Source organism: Exiguobacterium sp. UBA3968 (assembly GCF_002385115.1).
GTDB lineage: Bacteria > Bacillota > Bacilli > Exiguobacteriales > Exiguobacteriaceae > Exiguobacterium_A.
The window spans coordinates 1,129,449-1,150,333 of the sequence record NZ_DGCW01000005.1; the positions used below are offsets into that span (position 1 = coordinate 1,129,449).

Here is a 20,885-nt window from a genome sequence, read left to right on the forward strand (position 1 = left end):
AGTCAACATCCTCTCTCTATTAAACGGCTGTATGGGCCGTGATGAATCCTTCAATCCGGTCGAGTGCTTCTAAGACACGTGCCGGATCCGTTGCATAAGATAGGCGGACATAGTCCGGTGCACCAAATCCTGAACCTGGAATCAAGGCAACCTTCGCTTCAGATAAAACAGCTGTACACCAGTCATCGACATTATCGAATCCACACATCTCAGCAGCGTGCTTTGCATGTGGGAACAAGTAAAATGCCCCTTCCGGCTTCAGACACGTCAATCCTTTAATCTCGATGAGTCGTGCGTAGATTTTTTCAAGTCGTTCTTCAAAGATGACACGCATCGCTTCGACCGGTGCATCACCCTCTGCATACGCAGCAACCGATGCTGCTTGCGCAATCGATGTCGGATTCGACGTTGAATGGCTCGCTAAGTTCGTCATCGCTGCGATGATATCTTTAGGTCCAATCGCATACCCGATCCGCCAGCCTGTCATCGCATGTGATTTTGAGACACCATTGATGATGACCGTCCGTTCGCGCATTTCTGGTAAGGACGCGATCGAGATATGTGTCACACCGTTATAGAGCAACTTTTCATAAATCTCGTCACTGATGACGAGTAAATCGTGCTTGATTGCAACATCTGCTACCATCTCAAGCTCTTCTTTCGAATAAACCATCCCCGTCGGATTCGATGGTGAATTCAAGACAAGTGCTTTCGTCTTCGGAGTGATATGTTGCTCGAGCAATTCCCGTGTCACTTTGAAGCGAGACGATTCGTCCGTCTCGAGAATGACAGGGACACCGTCACTGAGTTTAATTTGCTCTGGATAACTGACCCAGTATGGTGCTGGGACGATGACTTCATCGCCTGGGTCGAGAATCGCTTGGAACAATGTCGAGAGCGCATGCTTTGCGCCAGAAGCGACCATGACTTCTGAACGTTCATATGGCATCCATAAGTCACGGCGTGTTTTTTCAATGATCGCATCCTTCAAGGCAACCGTTCCGCCAGACGGCGTGTATTTCGTATCGCCTGCTTCTGCTGCCTCGAATGCTGCTTGAATGATGAATTCCGGTGTATTGAAGTCGGGCTCTCCCGCACCTAAACCGATGATGTCTTGACCTTCTTCACGTAGTGCCTTAGCTTTCGCAGTGATGGCTAGAGTCGTAGATGGTGTCAATTGTCGTACGCGTTTCGATAACATGTCGCCCACTCCCTTTACTTAATTCGTAATCGTTTGATGAAAGAACCTTCTTGATACGTGTAATACGAATAATCATAGCCTGTCTTCGTCTTTGAAACGATCTCAATGACAGCACGGTCCTCAAAACCGTATTTAGCAGACACGATATCTCCGAGTTCCGGATGATCCGCGATGACCGTTTTAATGGCAATACCATCAGCAACTGGTCGCGTCTCAATCGTTCCTTTTTCCGGAACAAACGCCCGTACCGCCTGTCCACTCTGCTTCATCGTAAAAACGACATATTGGCGTTTTCCGCTAAAGACAGATTCGAACCGGACGTCTGTCGGCTTTAGTTCTTTTTTCAGACGCGTCTCTGCTTGTTCCGCGACGCTCTGTTCTCGGTCTTTTGCCTCAGCGATCGTCACCTGATAAACAGCTGTTCCAAGAACAGCCAAGATGAGGAGTGCACTCAGTAGAGCAAGCGTGACTTTCCACTTCATGTGCGATAGATGGTGAAAACCATCTGCTCCTTGTCTTTTTCATCGAGAGCAAGACCGAACATTAAATCTTCCGTTTTCAGCGTCCGGTTCAATAAGTCGACGATTTTATACGTATCGTCATGGCGGTTCACTTTGACGGTCGCAAGTGTTTCAATTTTTGAATCCATCTGTATGTCCTCCCTCATTTTTCTCTATCTATTATAATGCGATAGGGTTTATCTGAATAGACTCAATCGCCATCATTCAAGAACAATTCAAGTTCTGCGGTCAGTTCATCAAGCGGTTTTGATAAAACAGGCACTTTCGGCAGACTCGTAACGAATCGTTTTCCGTATCTCGTCGTCTCAATCCGGCGATCGAGCACGAAGACAACACCACGATCGTTCGTCGTCCGGATCAAGCGACCAAACCCTTGTTTAAAGCGAATGATTGCTTGCGGTAGGCTGTATTCGAAAAATGATGATTTTCCGAGTTTTTCGATCCGTTCCGAGCGTGCTTGGACAATTGGTTGATCTGGTGGTGCGAATGGTAGGCGGACGATGACGAGACAACTGAGATCATCTCCCGGGATATCGACCCCTTCCCAAAAACTAGCCGTCCCGAACAAGATACAGGCATCGAGTTGCTTGAACTGTTTCATCAGTCGTTGCCGTGAACCTTGCGTGACCCCTTGCGAGAGTAATGTAAACCGGTCTGGCAGCAACGGCTTCGTCGCCTCATGCGTTAGTCGTAGCAAGTCGTTCGAGGTAAATAAGACAAGCATCCGTCCCTCCGTCACCTCTGCGATTTGTAAGATTGCTTCCGCAATCGTCTCCGCGAATTCTGGCAATGGCACATCCTGTAAGAGTGGGAGATCCGTCGGAATCATCAGTCGCACATTATCGGCATATCCGAACGGCGACGGCACGACGAAACGACGAGTCTCAAAAGCATCGAGTCCTAATCGGTTCTCAATGAATTGGAATTTGTTCGAGACAGTCAACGTCGCAGACGTCAGGATACACGTGCGTTTTGAAAAGACATCGCGTCGTAATCGCTCTGAAATGTCAATTGGTTGTGTGTATACGCGTGTTAGCTTCCGGTTCTTAACGGACGTCTCGATCCAAGATACCGTCTCATCGTGCGGAGCAAGCATCGTCTCGAAGATCGCGAGCTCTGCTTCTTCGATTTGTGCCGTGATCGCTTTTAAATCCGCGACGAGCGAACGCTCCCGATAACTCATTTGCTCCCGATGTTCATGGAACAGTTTATGAATCGCACGAATTGCTTGACGCAAACGCCGCAACACCAATTCAACCCGCTTGGCACTCTCTTGGACGGCACGCATCGAACGATTAAGTCGCTTAAAGCGAATGCTGACCATTCCTTCCCGTCGTGCTTTGCGGGAAGCCAGTTCGAGCCCATATGCTTGAACGATCATCAGTAGGCCGTCCGCTTCTTCGAGCAACGTCGTCAGTGCTTCATCGACCGTCTCACTATGGGCTTCAACCATCTCGGCAATATCCCATTCTTCCGACAGATCAAGCAAACGGTGCAATAATTTTTTGTCAGATGAATACCCGAGTTGGCGGAACAGACGATCAAACGTATGACCATCAAAAACGAGACCAAAATGATGGCTCGCGACTTCTTCGATTTGGTGTGCCTCGTCGAGAATCAACGGGCTTCCTTTCGGTAAGACCCCTGCTTCGAACTGCAGATCACTAAACAACAACGCATGGTTCGTGACGATAATCGTCGCATCTTTCGCTTGGCGAATCGCATGCTGGAAGAAGTCCCGACTGTACCAGGGATCAAACCGTCCAAGCTGCGATTGACTATCGGATTGAATCAATTGCTTGATTCCGATATTGCCTTGCGCTGCACCACCCGGTAAGCTGACTTCCTCTAAATCTCCTGTTTCCGTCTCCGTCAACCATACGAGAAGAATCGCTTTTGCGAGCGTAAAGTTATAGACATCCTCTTGATCATTCAAGAAAAACTCGAATTTCCGTAAATCGATATAGTTACTTCGTCCTTTAAGCAATGCAATCTGGACCGGCGTATCGAACAATTGACGCAATAGCGGTAAATCACGCGCAAACAGTTGCTCCTGTAATTGAATCGTGTGTGTACTGACGACAATCGGCACTTCGTGTTCGAGCGCGTAGTGCGCTGCAGGCACGAGATAACCGAGCGATTTCCCGGTCCCTGTTCCCGCTTCGACAAGTAACGGCGTTTCTTGATCGAGCGACTGATAGACATGACGCATCATCTCGAGCTGCCCACGCCGTTCTTCATATCCTTCAAATAGACGAGGGAACGTCACGGCATTTAATTCATCAACGAACGGTCCGAACGGTTCAAGAATGGGCGGATGTGACAAACGTTCTATTGTCTGACGCTTTTTCAAAGCGATTTTACGAAAACGATCGAATCGCTCATCCTCTTCGATGCCGACTAAACGAATCGCATGGTCGATTTCCTCTTCGATGGCACTAAATAGACGTGGTGATAACCGTCTGAGATGTTTTAATGTCTCGAGCGGCAACGTATGTAGTCGCTTGAGTAGTTCAAGTAACAATTCAGCCGTCGCCGAAGCATCACTTCCTGCCCGATGTGCTTCTTGATGAGCAAGATGCAATGATTCTGACAGATGCGACAACGCATGGCTTTCTGCTGTTGGAAGTAAGATTCGCGCAAGTTCTACCGTATCAATGACGGGACCTGTGTACGGCAAGTATCCTTCTTCTTCTAACGCATCGTTTAAGAAGTTTAAATCGAACTGCACATTATGTGCGACGAAGACGCCACCATCGAGCAATGATAAAACTCGTGGTGCGATGACATCGAACGTCTCGGCATCTTTGACATCTTTATCCGTGATGCCCGTCAACTGGGAAATGAATGGAGGAATCGGTTGGGTCGGACGGACGAAGGCAGACAGTTGTTCTGTCAACTGTCCATCTTCAATGACCGCCATTCCGATCTCAATCATCTCATCGCCAGCCTTTATGGAATGACCTGTCGTTTCCAGGTCGACTACGACGTACTTTTTCTTCAACACTGATCCTCCACCTTTAATCCATCCTATCCATGATTGGATGGCATCTCATTCTTCATCTTAACAAAAAAGAGACCCGCTGACATAATCGGGTCTCTAAAATTTCATAAGATCGTGTGGGCGATTTCTTGAGACAACATTTGTTTGATGTCATTCTGCTCATTTAGAACAGCCACTTTTGGGACATGTGTCGCAATTTCTTCCGTCGACAATTGCGCATACGCCATGATAATGACCTCATCTCCAACTTGAAAATGGCGTGCTGCAGCACCGTTCAAACAGATGACACCTGAGCCGCGAGCCCCTTTAATCGCATACGTTTCAATCCGCGCACCATTCTGATTGTTCGTCACTTGGACTTTTTCATTTTCAAGGATCCCGACAGCATCGAGTAAATCCTCATCAATCGTAATCGACCCAACGTAGTGTAAGTTTGCCTCGGTGACCCGGGCCTTGTGTAGTTTAGCATGCATGAATGTGCGTAACATCGTCATACTCCTCTCGTATATAGTAAATTATCGATTAAGCGTGCCGATGCGAACTGCACGGCAACAGCTAAGAGAATCGTAGTCGTTTGTTCAGTGGCAGGTCGTAGTGATGGATAGTCGACAGCTTCGACGTAATCAATCGTCGTCCCCTCAAATTGAAGTGCTGCGCGCGTCTGTTCGAGAACCTTTTCAACAGGCACTCCTTGATCGAGTGCTTGTTTCGCTTGTTGCAACGCCTGTTGAATTCCCGGTGCTTGCGTGCGTTCCGTCTCCGAAAGATAGACATTTCGTGACGATTTCGCTAGACCATCCGCTTCGCGAATGATTGGGCAACGGACGATTTCAACCGGAACGAAGTAATCAGCGACGTACGCTTCAATCAAGGCGAGCTGTTGTGCATCCTTTAAGCCGAAATATGCACGGGTTGGACGGACGACGTTCAACAGCTTACTGACGACCGTCAAGACACCGTCAAAATGTCCTGGTCGCGATGCGCCGCATAAGACATCATCACCAGACCGTACTGTGACCCGTGCCATATCAAGCGGATACATCGTCTCGTTCGTCGGATAAAACAGATAATCGACACCTTCTGCCTCCGCGATCTTCTGATCGCGTTCCGCGTCTCGTGGGTAACGATCCAAATCTTCGTTTGGTCCGAATTGTGTCGGGTTGACGAAAATACTTAAGACGACGACATCATTCTCTTGTCGTGCTTGTTTTAGCAATGAGGCATGCCCTTCGTGCAGGAATCCCATCGTCGGTACAAATCCGATTGAACCGGCTCCCGCTAGACGTTCTCGTAACATCTGAATATCTTGAACAATCTTCATTCCTTGTTTCCTCCATAAAGCGCACCGATCAGTTCCTCGTCCATCTGGAACGAATGTGCAAGTTCAGGGAAGGCACCGGCTTTGACATCTTTGACGTAAGCAGCGATTGCTTCTGTTCCTGAAGTATTCCAGTCCGTATACGCTTTGACGAACTTCGGTAAACGTCCGACGCCATACGTCAAGATATCATGATAGACAAGTACTTGACCGGCGACATCTGCACCGGCTCCGATGCCGATGACGGGAATCGAGAGGAGCTCTTGAATTCGTTTCGCGAGCGGATGCGGCACACACTCAAGGACAAGCATTTTCGCTCCGGCACGCTCTGCTTCCAAACTATCTGCAATCAGTTGTTCGGCTGCTTCTAGTGATTTCCCTTGGACCTTGAATCCTTCAAGAACTCCAACGGATTGTGGTGTTAGTCCGAGATGTGCGACGCAAGGCATCCCAGCGTCCGTCAAACGACGGATCGTTTTTAAGATCTCCCCTGCCCCTTCTAGTTTCAAAGCATCCGCCTGTGATTCTTGGAAAATACGGGCCGCTGATTCAAGCGTGCGATCAAATGAACCATGATAACTTGCGAACGGCATATCGACGATCATGAACGTCTGTGGTGCGCCACGGCGAACAGCACGCGCATGGTGGACCATGTCGTCGACCGTGACGGCAATCGTTGAGTCATAGCCGAGGATGACGTTTCCGAGGGAGTCCCCGACGAGTAACATATCTACCCCTGCTGCCTCTGATAATTTTGCTGAAGGATAATCATACGCCGTCAACATGACGAGCTTCTCTCCAGCTTGTTGTTTTTTTAATAATGGACCCATTGTGTGCATCGTGTTCTCTCCTTACGTGTGTAGGGAGGACAAAAGGAAAACGCCTTCTTCTCCAAAATAAACGCATGCGGAAAAGAAGGCGGAATAATTGAATATCGTCCTTCTGTCCCTGTCCGTTAAGATCAAGGCAGTTGAAACAGCTAAAACTGGCACCTGTCGATTCGGTATGATTCCGACGAGCGGATACCATCCGTGGTTTTATTATACATGACGGGAAAAGCTCTCTGCAAACCGTCTGATTCAAACCCTCATTCTTTTTCCCAGTAAATCAGCTCTGCCGAATGGAAACGGGTCTCACCTGCATCCGTCTCAATCCGGATCGTTCCCGTCTCGTCAATACCGAGCAATGTTCCGGAAGCGGTCGCTTGACGTGTCCGTAGCGTCACTTGTTCATGTAGGCGATCAGCGAGTGTTTCCCATTCGAATACGAAAGGTCCGAACCCTAGCTCGACCCACTGCGTATATAGTCGTTCAAATCGATTCAAAAAAGCTGCGACGACTTCCGCACGTCGGAAAGTTCTTCCTGATTCTCGGACAAGTGAGGTAGCACGATCTTTGATCCCTTCCGGAAACTGTTCATGATGCACGTTGATTCCGATGCCGATGATGACTGAACTGATCCGGTCTGCCTCGGTCTGCATCTCTGTTAAGATGCCAGCTACCTTGCGACCGTTGATCAAGATATCATTCGGCCATTTGATTGTAACCGGAACATCGAATGTCCGGAGAGACTGCGCAAGCGCAATACCTGCTACGAGCGTCAGTTGTCCCGCTTGGTGCATCGGTACATCTGGACGGACGAGCAAACTCATCGCGATCCCCTCATTCTTCGCCTCATGCCACGTTCTCCCTAGCTGTCCGCGTCCATTCGTCTGATGATCACATACGACGAGTGTTCCCTCCTGCGCCTGCTGTTGTGCTTGTTCATGTGCGATCCGTTGCGTCGTGTCCAGTTCTTCGAAATGAAGGATGTGTCGACCGAAACGCACTGTTGTTAATCCGTGCTCAATTGCAATCGGTGTCAACAAGTCACCTTCATCGACCAATTGATAGCCTTGTTTTTTATTGGAGATGATCTGGTATCCTTCTTCCTTTAAGGTTTGCATATGTTTCCAAATAGCGGTACGTGAAATATTTAGTGTCTCCGCTAATTCCTGTCCGGAATACCACGTCCGCTTGCGCAGTGCTATCAAGATTTGTTCTCGGACTGTGTGTGCCATCGCTCTACCTCCTTCATCAATACCGTTCGGTCGTTTGGACAAGACCGTATGACGACGCTGTACTCCAAGTGCAAGAGTGCTTCTTTAATCTGTTGCTTTCGAAGACCAAGACGAATCATGTCTTTTCCGTCAACAGCGAGCTCTTTGCGACCGCGAATCGGTAAATCCGATCGATCCGGATAATCCATTCCAGTCATCTCCCGCAGAATCGCCAGTTCTTCATCCGACAATTGATAACGATCCCAGTCCTGTAACGGTCGGTATAACAGAGGGACTAAACGCACAGCGAGCTGCATTTGATGTTTCGATCGTTTCCAGCGTGTCAATTGATCGCGCGTTAGACCGGCATCAAGTACGAGTGTCCAGACGGCATCCTTTGAAACACCCCGAAACGATTGCTTGGCGAGTCTCTCGACGATTTCTGAAGTCATGCCGGGTAGATAGCGTTCGATCCCTGTCCGGAGCATCGCCTGTAACGCCTGCTGTTTCCCTGGACCAAGTAAGAGCTTCTCAAACTCGGTCGCGATCCGCTCAATCGCAACGGCCTCTAGATGCGGAGCAAGTTCAAAGATTGCTTGCTCGGTCGTCTCGTCAAGCGAAAAATCAAGTTGACTCATAAAGCGGAACGCCCGCATCATACGGAGTGCATCTTCATTAAAACGTTCGACTGGTTCACCGACCGTGCGGATGATCCGCTCTTCGATATCGCGCGCTCCGCCGAACAAATCCACACGTCCGGATGGTCTGAGTGCCATCGCGTTGATCGTAAAATCACGCCGGGTCAAATCCTCTTCCAAACTAACGCCAAGCGTCACCGCATCCGGTCGCCTACGATCGCTATAGGTTGCTTCCGAGCGGAACGTCGTGATTTCATACGGTACGTGGTTGAGAACAACCGTTACGGTTCCATGCTCGAGCCCTGTCGGAATGACGACAGGGAATAAGTCGATGATTTGTTCCGGTAACATCGAACTCGCTAAATCATAGTCTCCTGGTGTCCGGTCGAGTAACATGTCGCGAACGGCACCACCAACGATATAAGCCTCACCACCCGCTTGTTCGATCGTCTGAATGATATGATGCGCGCCTTCAAGCAAGTTCATGACGCGCACACACCCGTTCATAGACTTGTTCATAACGACGGACGATCTCATTCGAATCAAAACGACGACGAGTATCGCGAATACCCTCTTCTGCCATCCGTTCTCGTAACAACGGATCATCCGCAAGTTCACCGATGCGCGCCGCAGCGACCTTAACGTCGTAAGTCGGAACGATATATCCTGTCACGCCGTCCTGAATGACTTCTGGTAATCCACCCGCTGTCGAGACGACACTTGGAACACCAATTGCCATCGCCTCGAGGACGACGAGTCCAAACGCTTCTTTTTCCGACAGCAACACATGAATGTCACTGATGGCGAGCAGCTGCGCGACATGTTCCTGTTTACCAGCGAAAATGACTTTGTCGTCAATGCCAAGTTCCTTCGCACGCCGTCTCGTTTGTCCCATCTCTGGACCATCTCCGACGAGCAACAGACGCATCTTCCGATCTTTTGCCGCGATTGCGAATGCCGCGATTGTATCGTCGATTCGTTTGACCGGTCGGAAGTTCGAGATATGGATGACGACGACTTCATCCGATTCGATACCGTAATGCCGCTTCAATCGTTCATCCCGCATCGGATAATAGACACTCTCATCAATCGAGTTCGCGATGACATCGATGTCGTAATGGGCGTTAAGTGTCGCATTCGTCTCAAGCGCAAGACTCTCAGAAACAGCCGTGACCGCATCCGATTGTTCGATACCATACCGAATGGCCGGTTGCATCTCTAAGTCCTGACCGATGACGGTGATGTCTGTTCCATGTAATGTCGTGACGACGGCGACGCCTTTTTTCTTCGCCATGTTTCGTCCGAGTTCTGCACAAACGGCATGCGGAACAGCGTAATGGGCGTGGATCACATCGAGATCGAATAAATCAATGATTTCTGCGACTTTTGACGCTAACGTAATGTCATAGGGTGGATATTTAAAAACAGAATACTGGTTGACCTCAACCAAATGGACCGTGATGTTTGGTCGATATTCCGTCAGCCGAAACGGCATACTCGATGTAATGAAGTGAACGTCATGTCCACGATCTGCTAGCTTCATACCAAGTTCAGTCGCGACAACCCCACTACCGCCGACTGATGGATAACAGAGAATCCCAATTGCTTTTTTCATGATAAAACCACACTCTCTTTATGACTTCTATTCGTCTCTATTCTAAGCAATATCGATCAGAATGACCATACTGATCACTTTTCGACTGATTTTCGTAGGAAAAGCTAGTCTTTTTCCGACCGTGCCGTTACCCTAGAGAAAGAGTCTTGATTTGAAAGGAGCACACGGAAATGGCACCTCCATTCCAGTTTCCGATTCGGGTTCAGAACATTCTCTGGATTTTAGTCGGGTCATTCATCTTTGCTTTTGGTATTTATCATTTTAACGTCCAAAACGAATTGGCAGAGGGCGGTTTCACCGGAATCACGCTGATTCTAAAAGGACTGTTCGGGTTATCACCATCGATCACGAACTTAGTGCTGAACGTTCCTCTCTTTTTCGTCAGCTATAAGATTTTAGGGCGAACGACGTTCGTCTATACGTTGATTGGTACATTTAGTTTTTCCTTTTGGTACGGAGTGATTGCGAAGTATTCACCACTCGTGATTGATTTACGAGAAGACATGGTCCTTGCTGCCCTGTTTGCAGGTGTGTTCATCGGGGTGGGACTCGGAATCATCTTCAACAATGGCGGAACGACGGGTGGTGTCGATATCATCGCGCGTCTGACGAAACGCTACTTTGGTTGGTCGATCGGTCGAACGTTCTTAGTCTTTGACTTCTTCGTCATCGTTGCTTCTTTGACGTATCTCGATTATAAGCAGGCAATGTATACGTTACTTGCCGTCTACGTCGGTGCCCGTGTCATCGATTGGATGCAAGAAGGCACTTACGCTGGTAAAGCGGCGATGATCATCAGTGACCACCGGACGGAGATCGCGGACGGCATCCATGCGACGATGAACCGAGGTACGACCCGTCTGATTGCGAAGGGTGGATACTCGGGACGCGACCTCGAAGTATTATATGTCGTCGTCGCTCGAAACGAGATCAATCGCTTGAAGACACTCGTTAAAAGTGTCGATCAGCATGCCTTCATCACCTTGCATGATGTCTATGAGGTGACGGGGGAAGGTTTCACGTTCGATGAGAATCGGATTCCGATCAAAGAAACGTAAAAAACACGGATCGCTCGTTTGAGCGATCCGTGTTTTTCGTTTTAGTCATCACTTGACGGGTTGAAGACGATTAGTGCGAGACGAAGGAACTCGGCGACGGCAACGAGTGTTGCCGCGACGTATGTCCAAGCGGCTGCGTTCAAGACACGGCGTGAACCACGTTCTTCTTCCGCGTCGATGATTCCGTGATCTGTCAATTGCGCCATTGCTCGGTTCGAAGCATCGAACTCGACCGGTAACGTGACGAGTTGGAAGATGACCGCTCCAAGCATCAGGACGACACCTAGCATCGCAAGACCAGTGAACCCAGCGAATAGACCAATCAACAACAGAGGGAACGATAAGTTCGACGTGATTGAGGCGACAGGTGCAATGCGGTGCCGGACACGCATCATGTTATAATCCGTCGCATCTTGGATGACGTGACCAATTTCGTGTGCCGCAATCGAAACGGCTGAGACCGTCGAACCGTAATAGACGTCTTCTGAAAGCCGGACGACTTTATTTGTCGGATCATAATGATCGGACATCGTTCCACCAATCGGCTCGAGCCGGACGTTCGTAATCCCGTTCTGCTTCATGATGAAGTCAGCGACCTGTGCTCCTGTCACCCCACTCTGAATCGGAACATCTTGATATTTTTTATAGGTGCTCCGCACCCGCAACTGAGCCCAAATCGGGACGATCATGATGATCGCGAGATAAATCAAATAGTTTGCCACGAGACATCGTTCCTTTCTTTTTTGTTTATAGGTCTATTTTATGTTCAAGCGACCTTATTGTCAATTGAATCGCGTGCGACAAACAGATATCCCATCAAAAGACATAATCCAGTCAACCAGAAAGAACCGTATCCGATCCATTTGATGTGCTCTGCAAGCGCCGGGTACCGGGGCCATTGCCCAAGGACATAATCGACGACATCGTTATGAACGACCCAAATCGCAACGAGAACAAGTTCCTTGATGCGAAATGTCATCAAAGGACTGAATAACAACGCCTGAAACGCCATCGCTCCGTGCGACACCATCAGCATCAGTGCCATCGTTGTTAAGTAGGCGTTTGATGTGCCGAGTTCGTTCAACATCAAGGCATTCATGACGACCGCCCAGACACCATATTTGATCAATGTCACGAATGCGAGCGCTTCAAACAAGTGGGAACGTCGTCCGAAAATCCATAGAAAAACGATGATCGTAAAGAACAGCGATGCGGTTGGGCTATCCGGAATGAACGGATAGAAGTACCACTTCGATGTCGCGAGTTGTGGTTCATACCAGTAGTAGCCGTATAAGGTGCCTGCTAAGTTGATCAATCCGACGATCCAAAGCACGGCTTTATGACGGAGTAAAGTAAATATTCCTTGCAATCGTTTCACCTCATCATCGACAAAAGCCGGAGGATTGCTCCCCCGGCTTTTGGCTTATTTATTGTTTTCGCCGCCTTCACCGTATGAAGCGATGAATTTCGCAAGTTCTTTATGATCGGCATCTGAGCCTTTGAACTGACCAGCCGGCATCGAACCGACACCTTTGACTGCGATATCATAAATCTCTTTTTCAGTCTTTTTCGTTCCGACGAGCGCTGGAGCTGCTGCTCCACCTTCGAGGTTCTTACCATGACAGTTGACACATGACTGGTTCGAATAAATTTCGTATCCTTTTGCCGATGTATCAATTTTTGGTCCTTCGTTCATCGTCAACTCACCTTGCTTGTGGATTGTATCCCAGTGTGTCGTTTGAACAGATTCCCATGTCAAGAAGACGATCGAGACGACTGCGAGGAGCATCATGCTGACGGCGACTGGCCGTTTCGCAGGACGGCGTTCAAGACCTTGGTCGAGCCATGGCGCGACGAGAAGTGCTGTGAACGCAAGACCTGGAAGGATGACTGTTCCCATCAAGATGTATGGACCTGCAGCGAATTGGTATTTCAAGAGCTGATAGAGGAATAGGAAGTACCAGTCCGGAAGTGGAATGTACGACGTATTCGTCGGATCGGCAATGTTTTGAAGTGGCGCTGCTTCTACGATTGTCAGAGTCATGAAGCCGATCAAGAAGACCGCTCCAACCATCCATTCGCGAAGTAAGAAGTTCGGCCAGAACGCTTCCGTTCGACCTGGATATTCCGAATAGTCTTTTGACTTGTTCGGCATCCGGTTATTGATCGACACCCGTGAATCGGTGACGAATTTCATTCCTTTACCACGATGCATCGTGTTCTCCCCCTTTTTGTTGTCTAGATGATAGTCGGTTTAAAGTGGTCCAGAGATCCCTTGTTTACGGATCATCATGAAGTGGGCCCCGAGCAAGACGAACAATGCTGCAGGAAGGAAGAAGACGTGAATCGCAAAGAATCGAGCGATTGTACTTGCGCCGACGATTTCTCCACCCGCAAGGAGGGTCTTCGCGATACCACCGATGACCGGGATACTTTCAGCAATCTGAATCGTAACTTTTGTCGCGAACAACGCTTTCATGTCCCAAGGCAATAGGTATCCTGTCAGACCGAGAGCTAAGACGACGAAGAACAAGAGAACTCCGACGACCCAGTTCAATTCACGTGGTTTTTTGTATGAACCAGTGAAGAAGACACGTAATGTATGTAGGAACAACATTACGATAACGACAGACGCACCCCAGTGGTGCATACCACGAACGATTTGTCCGTGTGCGACTTCGTTTTGTAGATAGTAGACGGACGCGTGTGCGTTGATGATGTCCGGTACATAATACATCGTCAAGAACATCCCCGAAAGAATCTGGATGACGATCGTAAAGAACGTCAATCCGCCAAAACAATAAACGAAAGCTGAAAAGTTATGTGCCGGGTTGACGTGCTCCGGTACTTCATGATCGGCGATGTCTCGCCAGAGCGGCGTAATATCAACGCGCTCATCAATCCAATCATAGATTTTTTGCATCATCGCTTACGCACCTCTTTCGACTGGTTTACCAAGGTAGAGGTAACCATCTTTCTGTTGCATTTCATACTCATCGAGTGGTTTCGTTGGAGGCGTACCAGGTACGTTCGTGCCATCCTTCGTATACCGTCCGAAGTGACATGGGCAATAGAATTGCTCCGGGTGCGTTGGATCTGCGCCGAAGCTGACTTGGCAACCTAAGTGTTTACAAATCGGTGAAAGGGCCAAAATTTCTCCCTTATCATCTTTGAACACCCAAGCCGACAACGTTTCTTCGAACTCATACCACGCATCTTGCGTTTGTTTCTTGAAGTCGACCCGTTTTGGTTCTGTCGTGATATCCGACAACTTCATTACTTTTACTTTATCGCCTGCTCCTGATTTCTTCAGGACTGGATCAACTGCGAAGTTGACCATCGGCATGACCATTGTCGCAGCCATGAAACCGCCGACGCCTGTCAATGTATACGTCAAGAATTGACGACGTGTTACGTTAGACCCGTTTTGAGCCATCTCGATCCCCCCTTGTGATGTACGCTGTGCCCCAAGACGACAGTACTTCACACAAATTTCTCACATGGTAATAGTATCTTAATAAAATCATTGCGTCAACCGCTTCATAGCGCGGTCCAACGGTTTCCTAACTGTTCGAGAACTTGTCCAACAAAATTCCCGACCATCTGACCTTGTTGGTCACGACTCATCGTCTCAAGAGCTAGACGTGGCACGTAGATAATCTCTTCTGCGGCAGTCTCCTTCCACCTTAAATCAGCGGTGATGAAGGTGATGAAACGGAATTGCCCGGAAGCAGCCGCTTGACGCCATCCTTCCAACTGTTCGATCGACGGTACATCGATGTAGGTCATGGCAGGTAAGAGCAACGCCCGTCCAGATAGCTGGCGTTCGACTTCGGACGCCACCGTCAATGTCATGTCTGCGCATTCCGCATAAGCATGCATCGCCTCATCGAAACCGATCGGAAGCAAAGGCACGATTAGCGTGTCGATATACGCTTGCTCGCTTCGTGTCCGCTGTACGTCGGATGGTTTGAAACGCAAGTCATTTCCCCCTTTCTTTCTTACTTACAATTCGTCACATTTAATGTATCATATCCACATTTCCTCCTGCTCTCTTAATGTGAACGTTTTATGAAATTCCACCCTATTTTTCTTCATATTTTGCACAAATCTTCACATACGAAAAAGACTCTATCGCCTGTTATAAGCAATAGAGTTCTTTGATTAAGGGAGTTGATTTCGAACGAGACGTAACTGTTCGGAAAGGGAGTGGAATCGATGTTGATCGCGTGCATCAAGTGCTTCATCGATCAATCGGACCAACCGTTCTTCTTCTTGTCGATTGACCGTGACAGCGATGAAATGAGTCGCTTCATCTGCTAAACGCGGTTCAACAGCGACTTCCGGACGAAATGGATTTTCTTCCAGTAAAGACAAGTATTCATCGTCCATCATCATGCCTTGGAAGTTTAGCTCGATGTAGATATCTTCCGATGTCAAACGAATGTCATGATACGCTTTTTCTGGATCTAGCGTCGTGACGTCCCCTTTTTTAAAAAGAAACGGTTCCGCATCGAATCCATATGTCGTCATGATAATGGCTTTCGGAGCGAAAGTCGCATTTTGAACGAAGTGTACCTGCTCGAGTTTTGCCTCGTTACGCAACCAGTAATCGATGATCCATTTTGCTTCCCGTCGCTTTAACGTGTAATAGGTCAAGATGCGGCGTAAGAATCGCTGCTTTCTCTCTATCATCTCAATCCTACTCCCTTCTCCCGTGAAGTCATCCATCCATTCGTTCAACATAGTCGACGAGTTCGTTATCCTCCGGTGTCAACTGTGTAGCGCGTCGTAAGAGACGTTGTCCCTCTTCACGCCGTCCTTCCTCGACGAGTGCAAAACCATACTCTTTCAAGAAAAGCGCGTCTTCCGTGAATGCGCCTTCGACTATCGCATAGTTCTCCATCGCTTGCGTGTATTCCTCTAACGCATATAAAGCGCGCGCCCGGTACCATGTCAGAATTGGAGCCGTGACATGTTCTTCAATGGCTGAGATCGTCTCAATCATTGCTTCATGATCCTCGTCTTCTGCCAGTAACGAAAGCAAACGTTCCGCTGCGACGATTGATTCCGGGTTTAAAGCGAGTGCTTCACGTAACGCTTGAACACTTCCTGCGCGATCGCCGAGTTTGAGAAGGAATAAGGCTTCCATCGTCCGTAACTCGTCATTATAATCATCGCGCTCCATCCCTTGCTTGATGACGTTCAGTGCTTCTTTCGTCAGCCCAAGTTCGGCTTGGCTTTCTGCGTACGGTACATACGCTGATGTATAATCCGGATCCTGCGCAATCAATTGTTGGAATGTCTCGACTGCTTTTTGGTGTTGACCGATACGGTGAGCCGTCATCGCAAGACCAAACAGCGTATGCAAGTCGGAACGTTCTGCGACAGCACGTTCATACAGTGGAATCGCATCCTCAAATTGTCCTGTCATCGCGAGTGATTCCGCGTACAGGGCATCGAGCGGCAATTCAGCACGTAACTCTGGACGCTCTGCGATTTCAGCGAATAGTGGTACCGCTTGATCAAACGCACCGAGCGTCATGTAGAGCTCGGCTAATCCGTATGCCAGTAATGGTTCTTCAGGAGCGAGATTACGTGCTTCCTTCAGCTTCGCTAATGCCACTTCGTCAAGACCTTGTGACTGATAGAGGTCAGCGAGTAATACGAGAGAACGGGGACCATATTCCATGTCCGTTGTGTCGACCTGCTCAAGGACAGAAATCGCTTCCTCTTCCCGGTCCAAATCGATATAACATTCTGCCAGTAACAAGGCGACTCCGGCGTTACCTGCGTATTCGACGTAAAGCGGTGCCAATAGATTAACTGCTCGGTCTGATAATCCAAGTTCGATATAGAGATCGGCAACCGCGAGGCGATCCTCATCCGTCCCTGTCTTTTCGAGTTGTTCTAGTGTCGCTAAGGCTTCCGAGGTATGGCCGTGTTCTAGTTCTTCGATGATGCCATTCAATACTTGTTCATTCAAGGCAAACGCCCCACTTTCTATCATCCGCCTATTTCTTACTCAGATCGGTCGGATTGAAGTTTCTTTAAATCATCATAGAACGTTGGGTAGCTGACTTCAACTACTTCGCGTCCATGCACTATAATTTCCGGGTTGATTGTCGCCGCGATCGTCAACATCATCGCGAGTCGGTGATCACCTGCACTGTCGACTTCCGCTGCTTGCAAAGGTGTCGGTCCTTCGATAATCATACCGTCATCCGTCGCCTCGATATTCGCCCCGAGACGCCGTAACGCCGTCACGACCGTCTCGATCCGGTCCGTCTCCTTGACACGGAGCTCTTCCGCATCGCGAATGATCGTTCGTCCCTCTGCTTGCGTCGCAAGCAATGCAAGTAACGGGATCTCATCGATCAAGGAAGGGATTTGTTCACCTTCGACCGTGGTCGCTTGCAACGATGTCGTCTCGACGGTCACATCTGCCGTCTCCTCTCCACCATCTTCTGAGCGATGATCGATTTCGACACTTGCCCCCATCTGGCGCAACGTCTGTAAAAAACCGATCCGTGTCGGATTCATCAAGACGTGCGTCGTCGTGATCCGACTATCCTGCCCGATCGCCGCTGCCGTCCACCAAAACGCTGCTGACGATGGATCCCCCGGGATGTCGAGTGACGTCGCTTGTAAATGTACAGGACCTTGAACACGAATATGTCGACCATCTTCGTAGTCATCGATCGATACGTCAACGCCAAACTGCGGCAGCATCCGTTCCGTATGGTCCCGTGATAGAATCGGCTCGATGACCGTCGTCTCGCCCGTCGCATGTAAACCTGCGAGTAAGACGGCACTTTTCACTTGCGCGCTTGCGACCGGTAACGTATACGTCGTTCCGACAAGTGGCGTTCCCGTAATGTGAAGCGGCGCCGTCTCACCTGTTATGTTCGCTCCGAACAAGGCAAGTGGTTCCGTGATCCGTTTCATCGGACGTCTGCGCAAGGAAGCATCTCCATCGAGTACATACGTTGCTTGACCGCCTGCTAGAATCCCACTTAAAAGACGGATCGTCGTTCCCGAGTTTCCGCAATCGATCGTTGCTTCATGAAACGTTTCCGTACCGGTGATGCGAATTTCTCCTGCTGTTCGCTCGACGTGTGCCCCAAGCGCTCGCATCGCTTCTAATGAAGCGAGACAGTCCGCTCCTTCGAGTGCATTTCTGACATGTGTCGTTCCTTTAGCGATCCCACCGAACAGAAAAGCACGGTGTGTCATTGATTTATCGCCCGGTACTTGTACTGTTCCTCTTAATCCCATTCTAAACACCTCATTGTTTGATTGAACGCTTGTTGCAATCGTTCTTCACTGATTGCCTCTAAGTCAAAACGTCCTTCTTTCTCAAGGACGAATCGGATCGTAGTTTGGTGATTCTTTTTGTCGCGACGCATCAGTTCCAGATATGTCTCGAACGATTGTCGGTCCGGCAATCCGGTTCCGAGACGGTGGAGCAACCGTCCGAGTTGTTCCGCCTGTTCCTCATTTCCTTCCAAAAACTTGACGAAGACGAGTCCAATCCCTACTGCCTCGCCATGCGACAGACCCAGGCTCGCATATTCAACGGCATGCCCGAATGTATGCCCATAATTCAAGAAGGCACGCATCCCTTGCTCCGTCTCATCTTGTTCGACGATATCCCGTTTAACGTTAATCCCTCGTGCGAGCCAGTCTTCAAGATCAAGCCCTTTGATAGTATCCAACGAGACATCGAGTAACGTATCTGCAAACGATGGTCGTGCGAGGAATCCATGTTTGACCAATTCAAAGAAGCCGCTCCGCCATTCCCGATCTGGTAATGTCTGAAGAAGCGTTAAATCATACACGACACCGCTCGGTTGATAAAATGCCCCGACCAAGTTTTTTCCAAGCGATAAATTCAAACCGACCTTTCCACCTACACTCGAATCATGTGCTAAGAGTGTCGTCGGAATTTGAATGAACGGGATGCCGCGCAAAAAAGTCGCTGCAACGAATCCCGCTAAATCACCTATCATGCCACCACCAAACGCAAGTATGATACTATGTCGTGTCATTCCATGACGTATTCCCTCTTCCAATAAAGAACCGTAGACCGCAAGTGATTTACTCTGCTCCCCAGTTGGCACAGTGCTGACATGAATGCTTGTTGATTGAGATATAGACCCTAATGCCTCTTGCAACGTGTGCAAGTGCAAGTCTCGAACCGTCTCATCCGTAATGATCCAGATGCGATCCGCCTCGTTCAGCGCCGAAAGATGCGATAAACGTGCTAATGCCCCATTTCCGACAAATACTGGATATGACGTTTTCAACCGGATATCAAGCTCGATCAAAACGTTCGAACCTCCTCTGTATAAGCGGCAACGGCAGCTTGAAGACGATCAATCGTTGATGTTCCGAACATTTCAAGGATAGCGACCGCAATCTCAAACGCAACGACGGCTTCTAAAACAACAGATGCGGCAGGAACGGCACAGGCATCACTTCGCTCGATTTGTGCCGTGAAGGCTTCCTTCGTCTCAATATCGACTGATTGCAGGGGACGATAGAGAGTCGGAATCGGCTTCATCGCGACCTGGACGCGAATCGGCATCCCTGTCGACATCCCTCCTTCGATTCCACCTAGATGATTCGTCCGTCGATGATATCCGGATGCATCATGGACGATCTCATCTTGGACGGTACTTCCTTTGCGACGACCGAGCTCGTACCCGTCACCAAAACCGACTGATTTCATCGCATTGACGCTGATGACAGCTTGCGCGATTCGACTGTCGAGCTTTAGATCGTTTTGGGTAAAGGATCCAATGCCTGGCATCATGCCCGTCACGACGACTTCGATCTCACCGCCGAGTGTATCGCCTTCTTTTTTGGCAGCATCAATTTCCTCCATCATTCGTTGCCCTGCAAGTTCGTCGGCACAGCGAACAGGTGAAGCATCAATGGTTTCCTGATATTCTACAGGATCTTTCCAAGGGGCATCAATCCCACCGATCGATCGTACATGCGAGAATACTTCAATTCCGAGTTCATTCAGTAATTGTTTAGCGAAGGCACCGACGGCAACACGTGCTGCTGTCTCACGCGCTGAAGAACGTTCCAGCACATCGCGTAAATCGCGATGACCGTACTTCAATCCTCCGACGAGATCCGCATGTCCGGGACGTGGACGCGTTAATGTCCGTGGGCGTTCCAACTCTTCTTCGAGCGGTTCCGCCTGCATGACTTGTGTCCAGTGCGTATGATCCTTATTCTCGATGAACAAACTGATCGGTGATCCCGTCGTGTATCCGTGGCGAATCCCACCACGTGCATCAATCTGATCTTGTTCGATTTGCATCCGTCGACCTCGTCCATATCCCCCTTGACGACGCGTCATTTCACGCTGAATGGCTTCGAAATCAATCGTGAGTCCTGCCGGCATCCCGTCAATGATGACGGTCAATCCTTTTCCGTGCGATTCTCCTGCTGTCATGTAACGCATTCGCTTCATCC

At 49.1% G+C, this 20,885-nt stretch carries 22 protein-coding genes; 1 reads left to right on the forward strand and 21 read right to left on the reverse strand.

Features of this window, described 5'->3' with window-relative positions; all coding sequences use genetic code 11:
- Window positions 1-19: 19 nt before the first annotated feature.
- From B3S86_RS07700 to bshA, 10 genes are all read right to left on the reverse strand, one after another.
- A complete protein-coding gene (locus B3S86_RS07700) occupies window positions 20-1,201 on the reverse strand; it encodes a pyridoxal phosphate-dependent aminotransferase (protein ID WP_035407245.1) in 1,182 nt (393 codons plus the stop codon).
- A 14-nt stretch (window positions 1,202-1,215) separates the two neighbouring features.
- Complete coding sequence (locus tag B3S86_RS07705; RefSeq protein ID WP_056062159.1) at window positions 1,216-1,683, reverse strand: hypothetical protein; 468 nt, start codon at window positions 1,681-1,683, stop codon at window positions 1,216-1,218.
- Window positions 1,680-1,850: a YpmA family protein gene (locus B3S86_RS07710; protein WP_012370646.1), complete on the reverse strand. Its 171-nt coding sequence runs from the start codon at window positions 1,848-1,850 to the stop codon at window positions 1,680-1,682. The genes B3S86_RS07705 and B3S86_RS07710 overlap by 4 nt, the downstream gene beginning before the upstream one ends.
- Window positions 1,851-1,912: 62 nt before the next feature.
- Window positions 1,913-4,726, reverse strand: a complete 2,814-nt coding sequence (dinG, locus tag B3S86_RS07715; RefSeq protein WP_290751185.1) for an ATP-dependent DNA helicase DinG — start codon at window positions 4,724-4,726, stop codon at window positions 1,913-1,915.
- 104 nt (window positions 4,727-4,830) lie between these two features.
- Window positions 4,831-5,214 carry an aspartate 1-decarboxylase gene (gene panD / locus B3S86_RS07720; RefSeq protein WP_029341994.1) on the reverse strand — a complete coding sequence of 128 codons (384 nt, stop codon included), beginning with the start codon at window positions 5,212-5,214 and terminating at the stop codon, window positions 4,831-4,833.
- A gap of 2 nt (window positions 5,215-5,216) precedes the next feature.
- Window positions 5,217-6,047 carry a pantoate--beta-alanine ligase gene (gene panC, locus B3S86_RS07725; protein WP_290751188.1) on the reverse strand — a complete coding sequence of 277 codons (831 nt, stop codon included), beginning with the start codon at window positions 6,045-6,047 and terminating at the stop codon, window positions 5,217-5,219.
- Window positions 6,044-6,883 (reverse strand): 3-methyl-2-oxobutanoate hydroxymethyltransferase, encoded by an 840-nt coding sequence (gene panB / locus B3S86_RS07730; protein ID WP_035407228.1) that lies wholly within the window; start codon window positions 6,881-6,883, stop codon window positions 6,044-6,046. Before panB ends, panC begins: the two co-directional genes overlap by 4 nt.
- 248 nt (window positions 6,884-7,131) lie before the next feature.
- The gene (locus B3S86_RS07735; RefSeq protein ID WP_290751195.1) at window positions 7,132-8,103 is read right to left on the reverse strand and encodes a biotin--[acetyl-CoA-carboxylase] ligase; all 972 of its coding nucleotides are present in this window, start codon (window positions 8,101-8,103) and stop codon (window positions 7,132-7,134) included.
- Window positions 8,073-9,206, reverse strand: coding sequence for a CCA tRNA nucleotidyltransferase (locus B3S86_RS07740; protein WP_290751199.1), 1,134 nt, complete (start codon window positions 9,204-9,206; stop codon window positions 8,073-8,075). The genes B3S86_RS07735 and B3S86_RS07740 overlap by 31 nt, the downstream gene beginning before the upstream one ends.
- Window positions 9,193-10,335, reverse strand: coding sequence for an N-acetyl-alpha-D-glucosaminyl L-malate synthase BshA (gene bshA, locus B3S86_RS07745; RefSeq protein ID WP_290751204.1), 1,143 nt, complete (start codon window positions 10,333-10,335; stop codon window positions 9,193-9,195). The genes B3S86_RS07740 and bshA overlap by 14 nt, the downstream gene beginning before the upstream one ends.
- Before the next feature lie 170 nt (window positions 10,336-10,505).
- Here bshA and B3S86_RS07750 point away from each other — a divergent pair, with 170 nt between their 5' ends.
- Window positions 10,506-11,393 carry a YitT family protein gene (locus B3S86_RS07750; RefSeq protein ID WP_035407218.1) on the forward strand — a complete coding sequence of 296 codons (888 nt, stop codon included), beginning with the start codon at window positions 10,506-10,508 and terminating at the stop codon, window positions 11,391-11,393.
- Between the two features lie 41 nt (window positions 11,394-11,434).
- Here B3S86_RS07750 and B3S86_RS07755 read toward each other — a convergent pair whose 3' ends face one another.
- From B3S86_RS07755 to aroC, 11 genes are all read right to left on the reverse strand, one after another.
- Window positions 11,435-12,115 carry a zinc metallopeptidase gene (locus B3S86_RS07755; protein WP_290751209.1) on the reverse strand — a complete coding sequence of 227 codons (681 nt, stop codon included), beginning with the start codon at window positions 12,113-12,115 and terminating at the stop codon, window positions 11,435-11,437.
- A gap of 44 nt (window positions 12,116-12,159) precedes the next feature.
- A complete protein-coding gene (locus B3S86_RS07760; protein WP_290751211.1) occupies window positions 12,160-12,762 on the reverse strand; it encodes a DUF1405 domain-containing protein in 603 nt (200 codons plus the stop codon).
- Window positions 12,763-12,816: 54 nt separating this feature from the next.
- The gene (locus B3S86_RS07765; RefSeq protein WP_035407183.1) at window positions 12,817-13,608 is read right to left on the reverse strand and encodes a menaquinol-cytochrome c reductase cytochrome b/c subunit; all 792 of its coding nucleotides are present in this window, start codon (window positions 13,606-13,608) and stop codon (window positions 12,817-12,819) included.
- Between the two features lie 39 nt (window positions 13,609-13,647).
- Entirely contained in the window at window positions 13,648-14,319 is a 672-nt protein-coding gene (gene qcrB / locus B3S86_RS07770; protein WP_012370658.1) for a menaquinol-cytochrome c reductase cytochrome b subunit, read from the reverse strand.
- A gap of 3 nt (window positions 14,320-14,322) precedes the next feature.
- Window positions 14,323-14,829 carry a ubiquinol-cytochrome c reductase iron-sulfur subunit gene (locus B3S86_RS07775; protein ID WP_035396830.1) on the reverse strand — a complete coding sequence of 169 codons (507 nt, stop codon included), beginning with the start codon at window positions 14,827-14,829 and terminating at the stop codon, window positions 14,323-14,325.
- A 104-nt stretch (window positions 14,830-14,933) separates the two neighbouring features.
- Window positions 14,934-15,374, reverse strand: coding sequence for a DUF2487 family protein (locus tag B3S86_RS07780; protein WP_035407181.1), 441 nt, complete (start codon window positions 15,372-15,374; stop codon window positions 14,934-14,936).
- 183 nt (window positions 15,375-15,557) lie between these two features.
- Window positions 15,558-16,088 (reverse strand): ReoY family proteolytic degradation factor, encoded by a 531-nt coding sequence (locus tag B3S86_RS07785; RefSeq protein ID WP_035407179.1) that lies wholly within the window; start codon window positions 16,086-16,088, stop codon window positions 15,558-15,560.
- 28 nt (window positions 16,089-16,116) lie between these two features.
- On the reverse strand, window positions 16,117-17,403 hold the full coding sequence (locus B3S86_RS07790; RefSeq protein WP_290751223.1) for a tetratricopeptide repeat protein: 1,287 nt from the start codon (window positions 17,401-17,403) through the stop codon (window positions 16,117-16,119).
- A gap of 11 nt (window positions 17,404-17,414) precedes the next feature.
- Window positions 17,415-18,671, reverse strand: coding sequence for a 3-phosphoshikimate 1-carboxyvinyltransferase (gene aroA, locus B3S86_RS07795; protein WP_035407177.1), 1,257 nt, complete (start codon window positions 18,669-18,671; stop codon window positions 17,415-17,417).
- A complete protein-coding gene (aroB, locus tag B3S86_RS07800) occupies window positions 18,662-19,723 on the reverse strand; it encodes a 3-dehydroquinate synthase (RefSeq protein WP_035407175.1) in 1,062 nt (353 codons plus the stop codon). The genes aroA and aroB overlap by 10 nt, the downstream gene beginning before the upstream one ends.
- Complete coding sequence (gene aroC, locus B3S86_RS07805; RefSeq protein ID WP_035407171.1) at window positions 19,720-20,874, reverse strand: chorismate synthase; 1,155 nt, start codon at window positions 20,872-20,874, stop codon at window positions 19,720-19,722. Before aroC ends, aroB begins: the two co-directional genes overlap by 4 nt.
- Window positions 20,875-20,885: the final 11 nt, after the last annotated feature.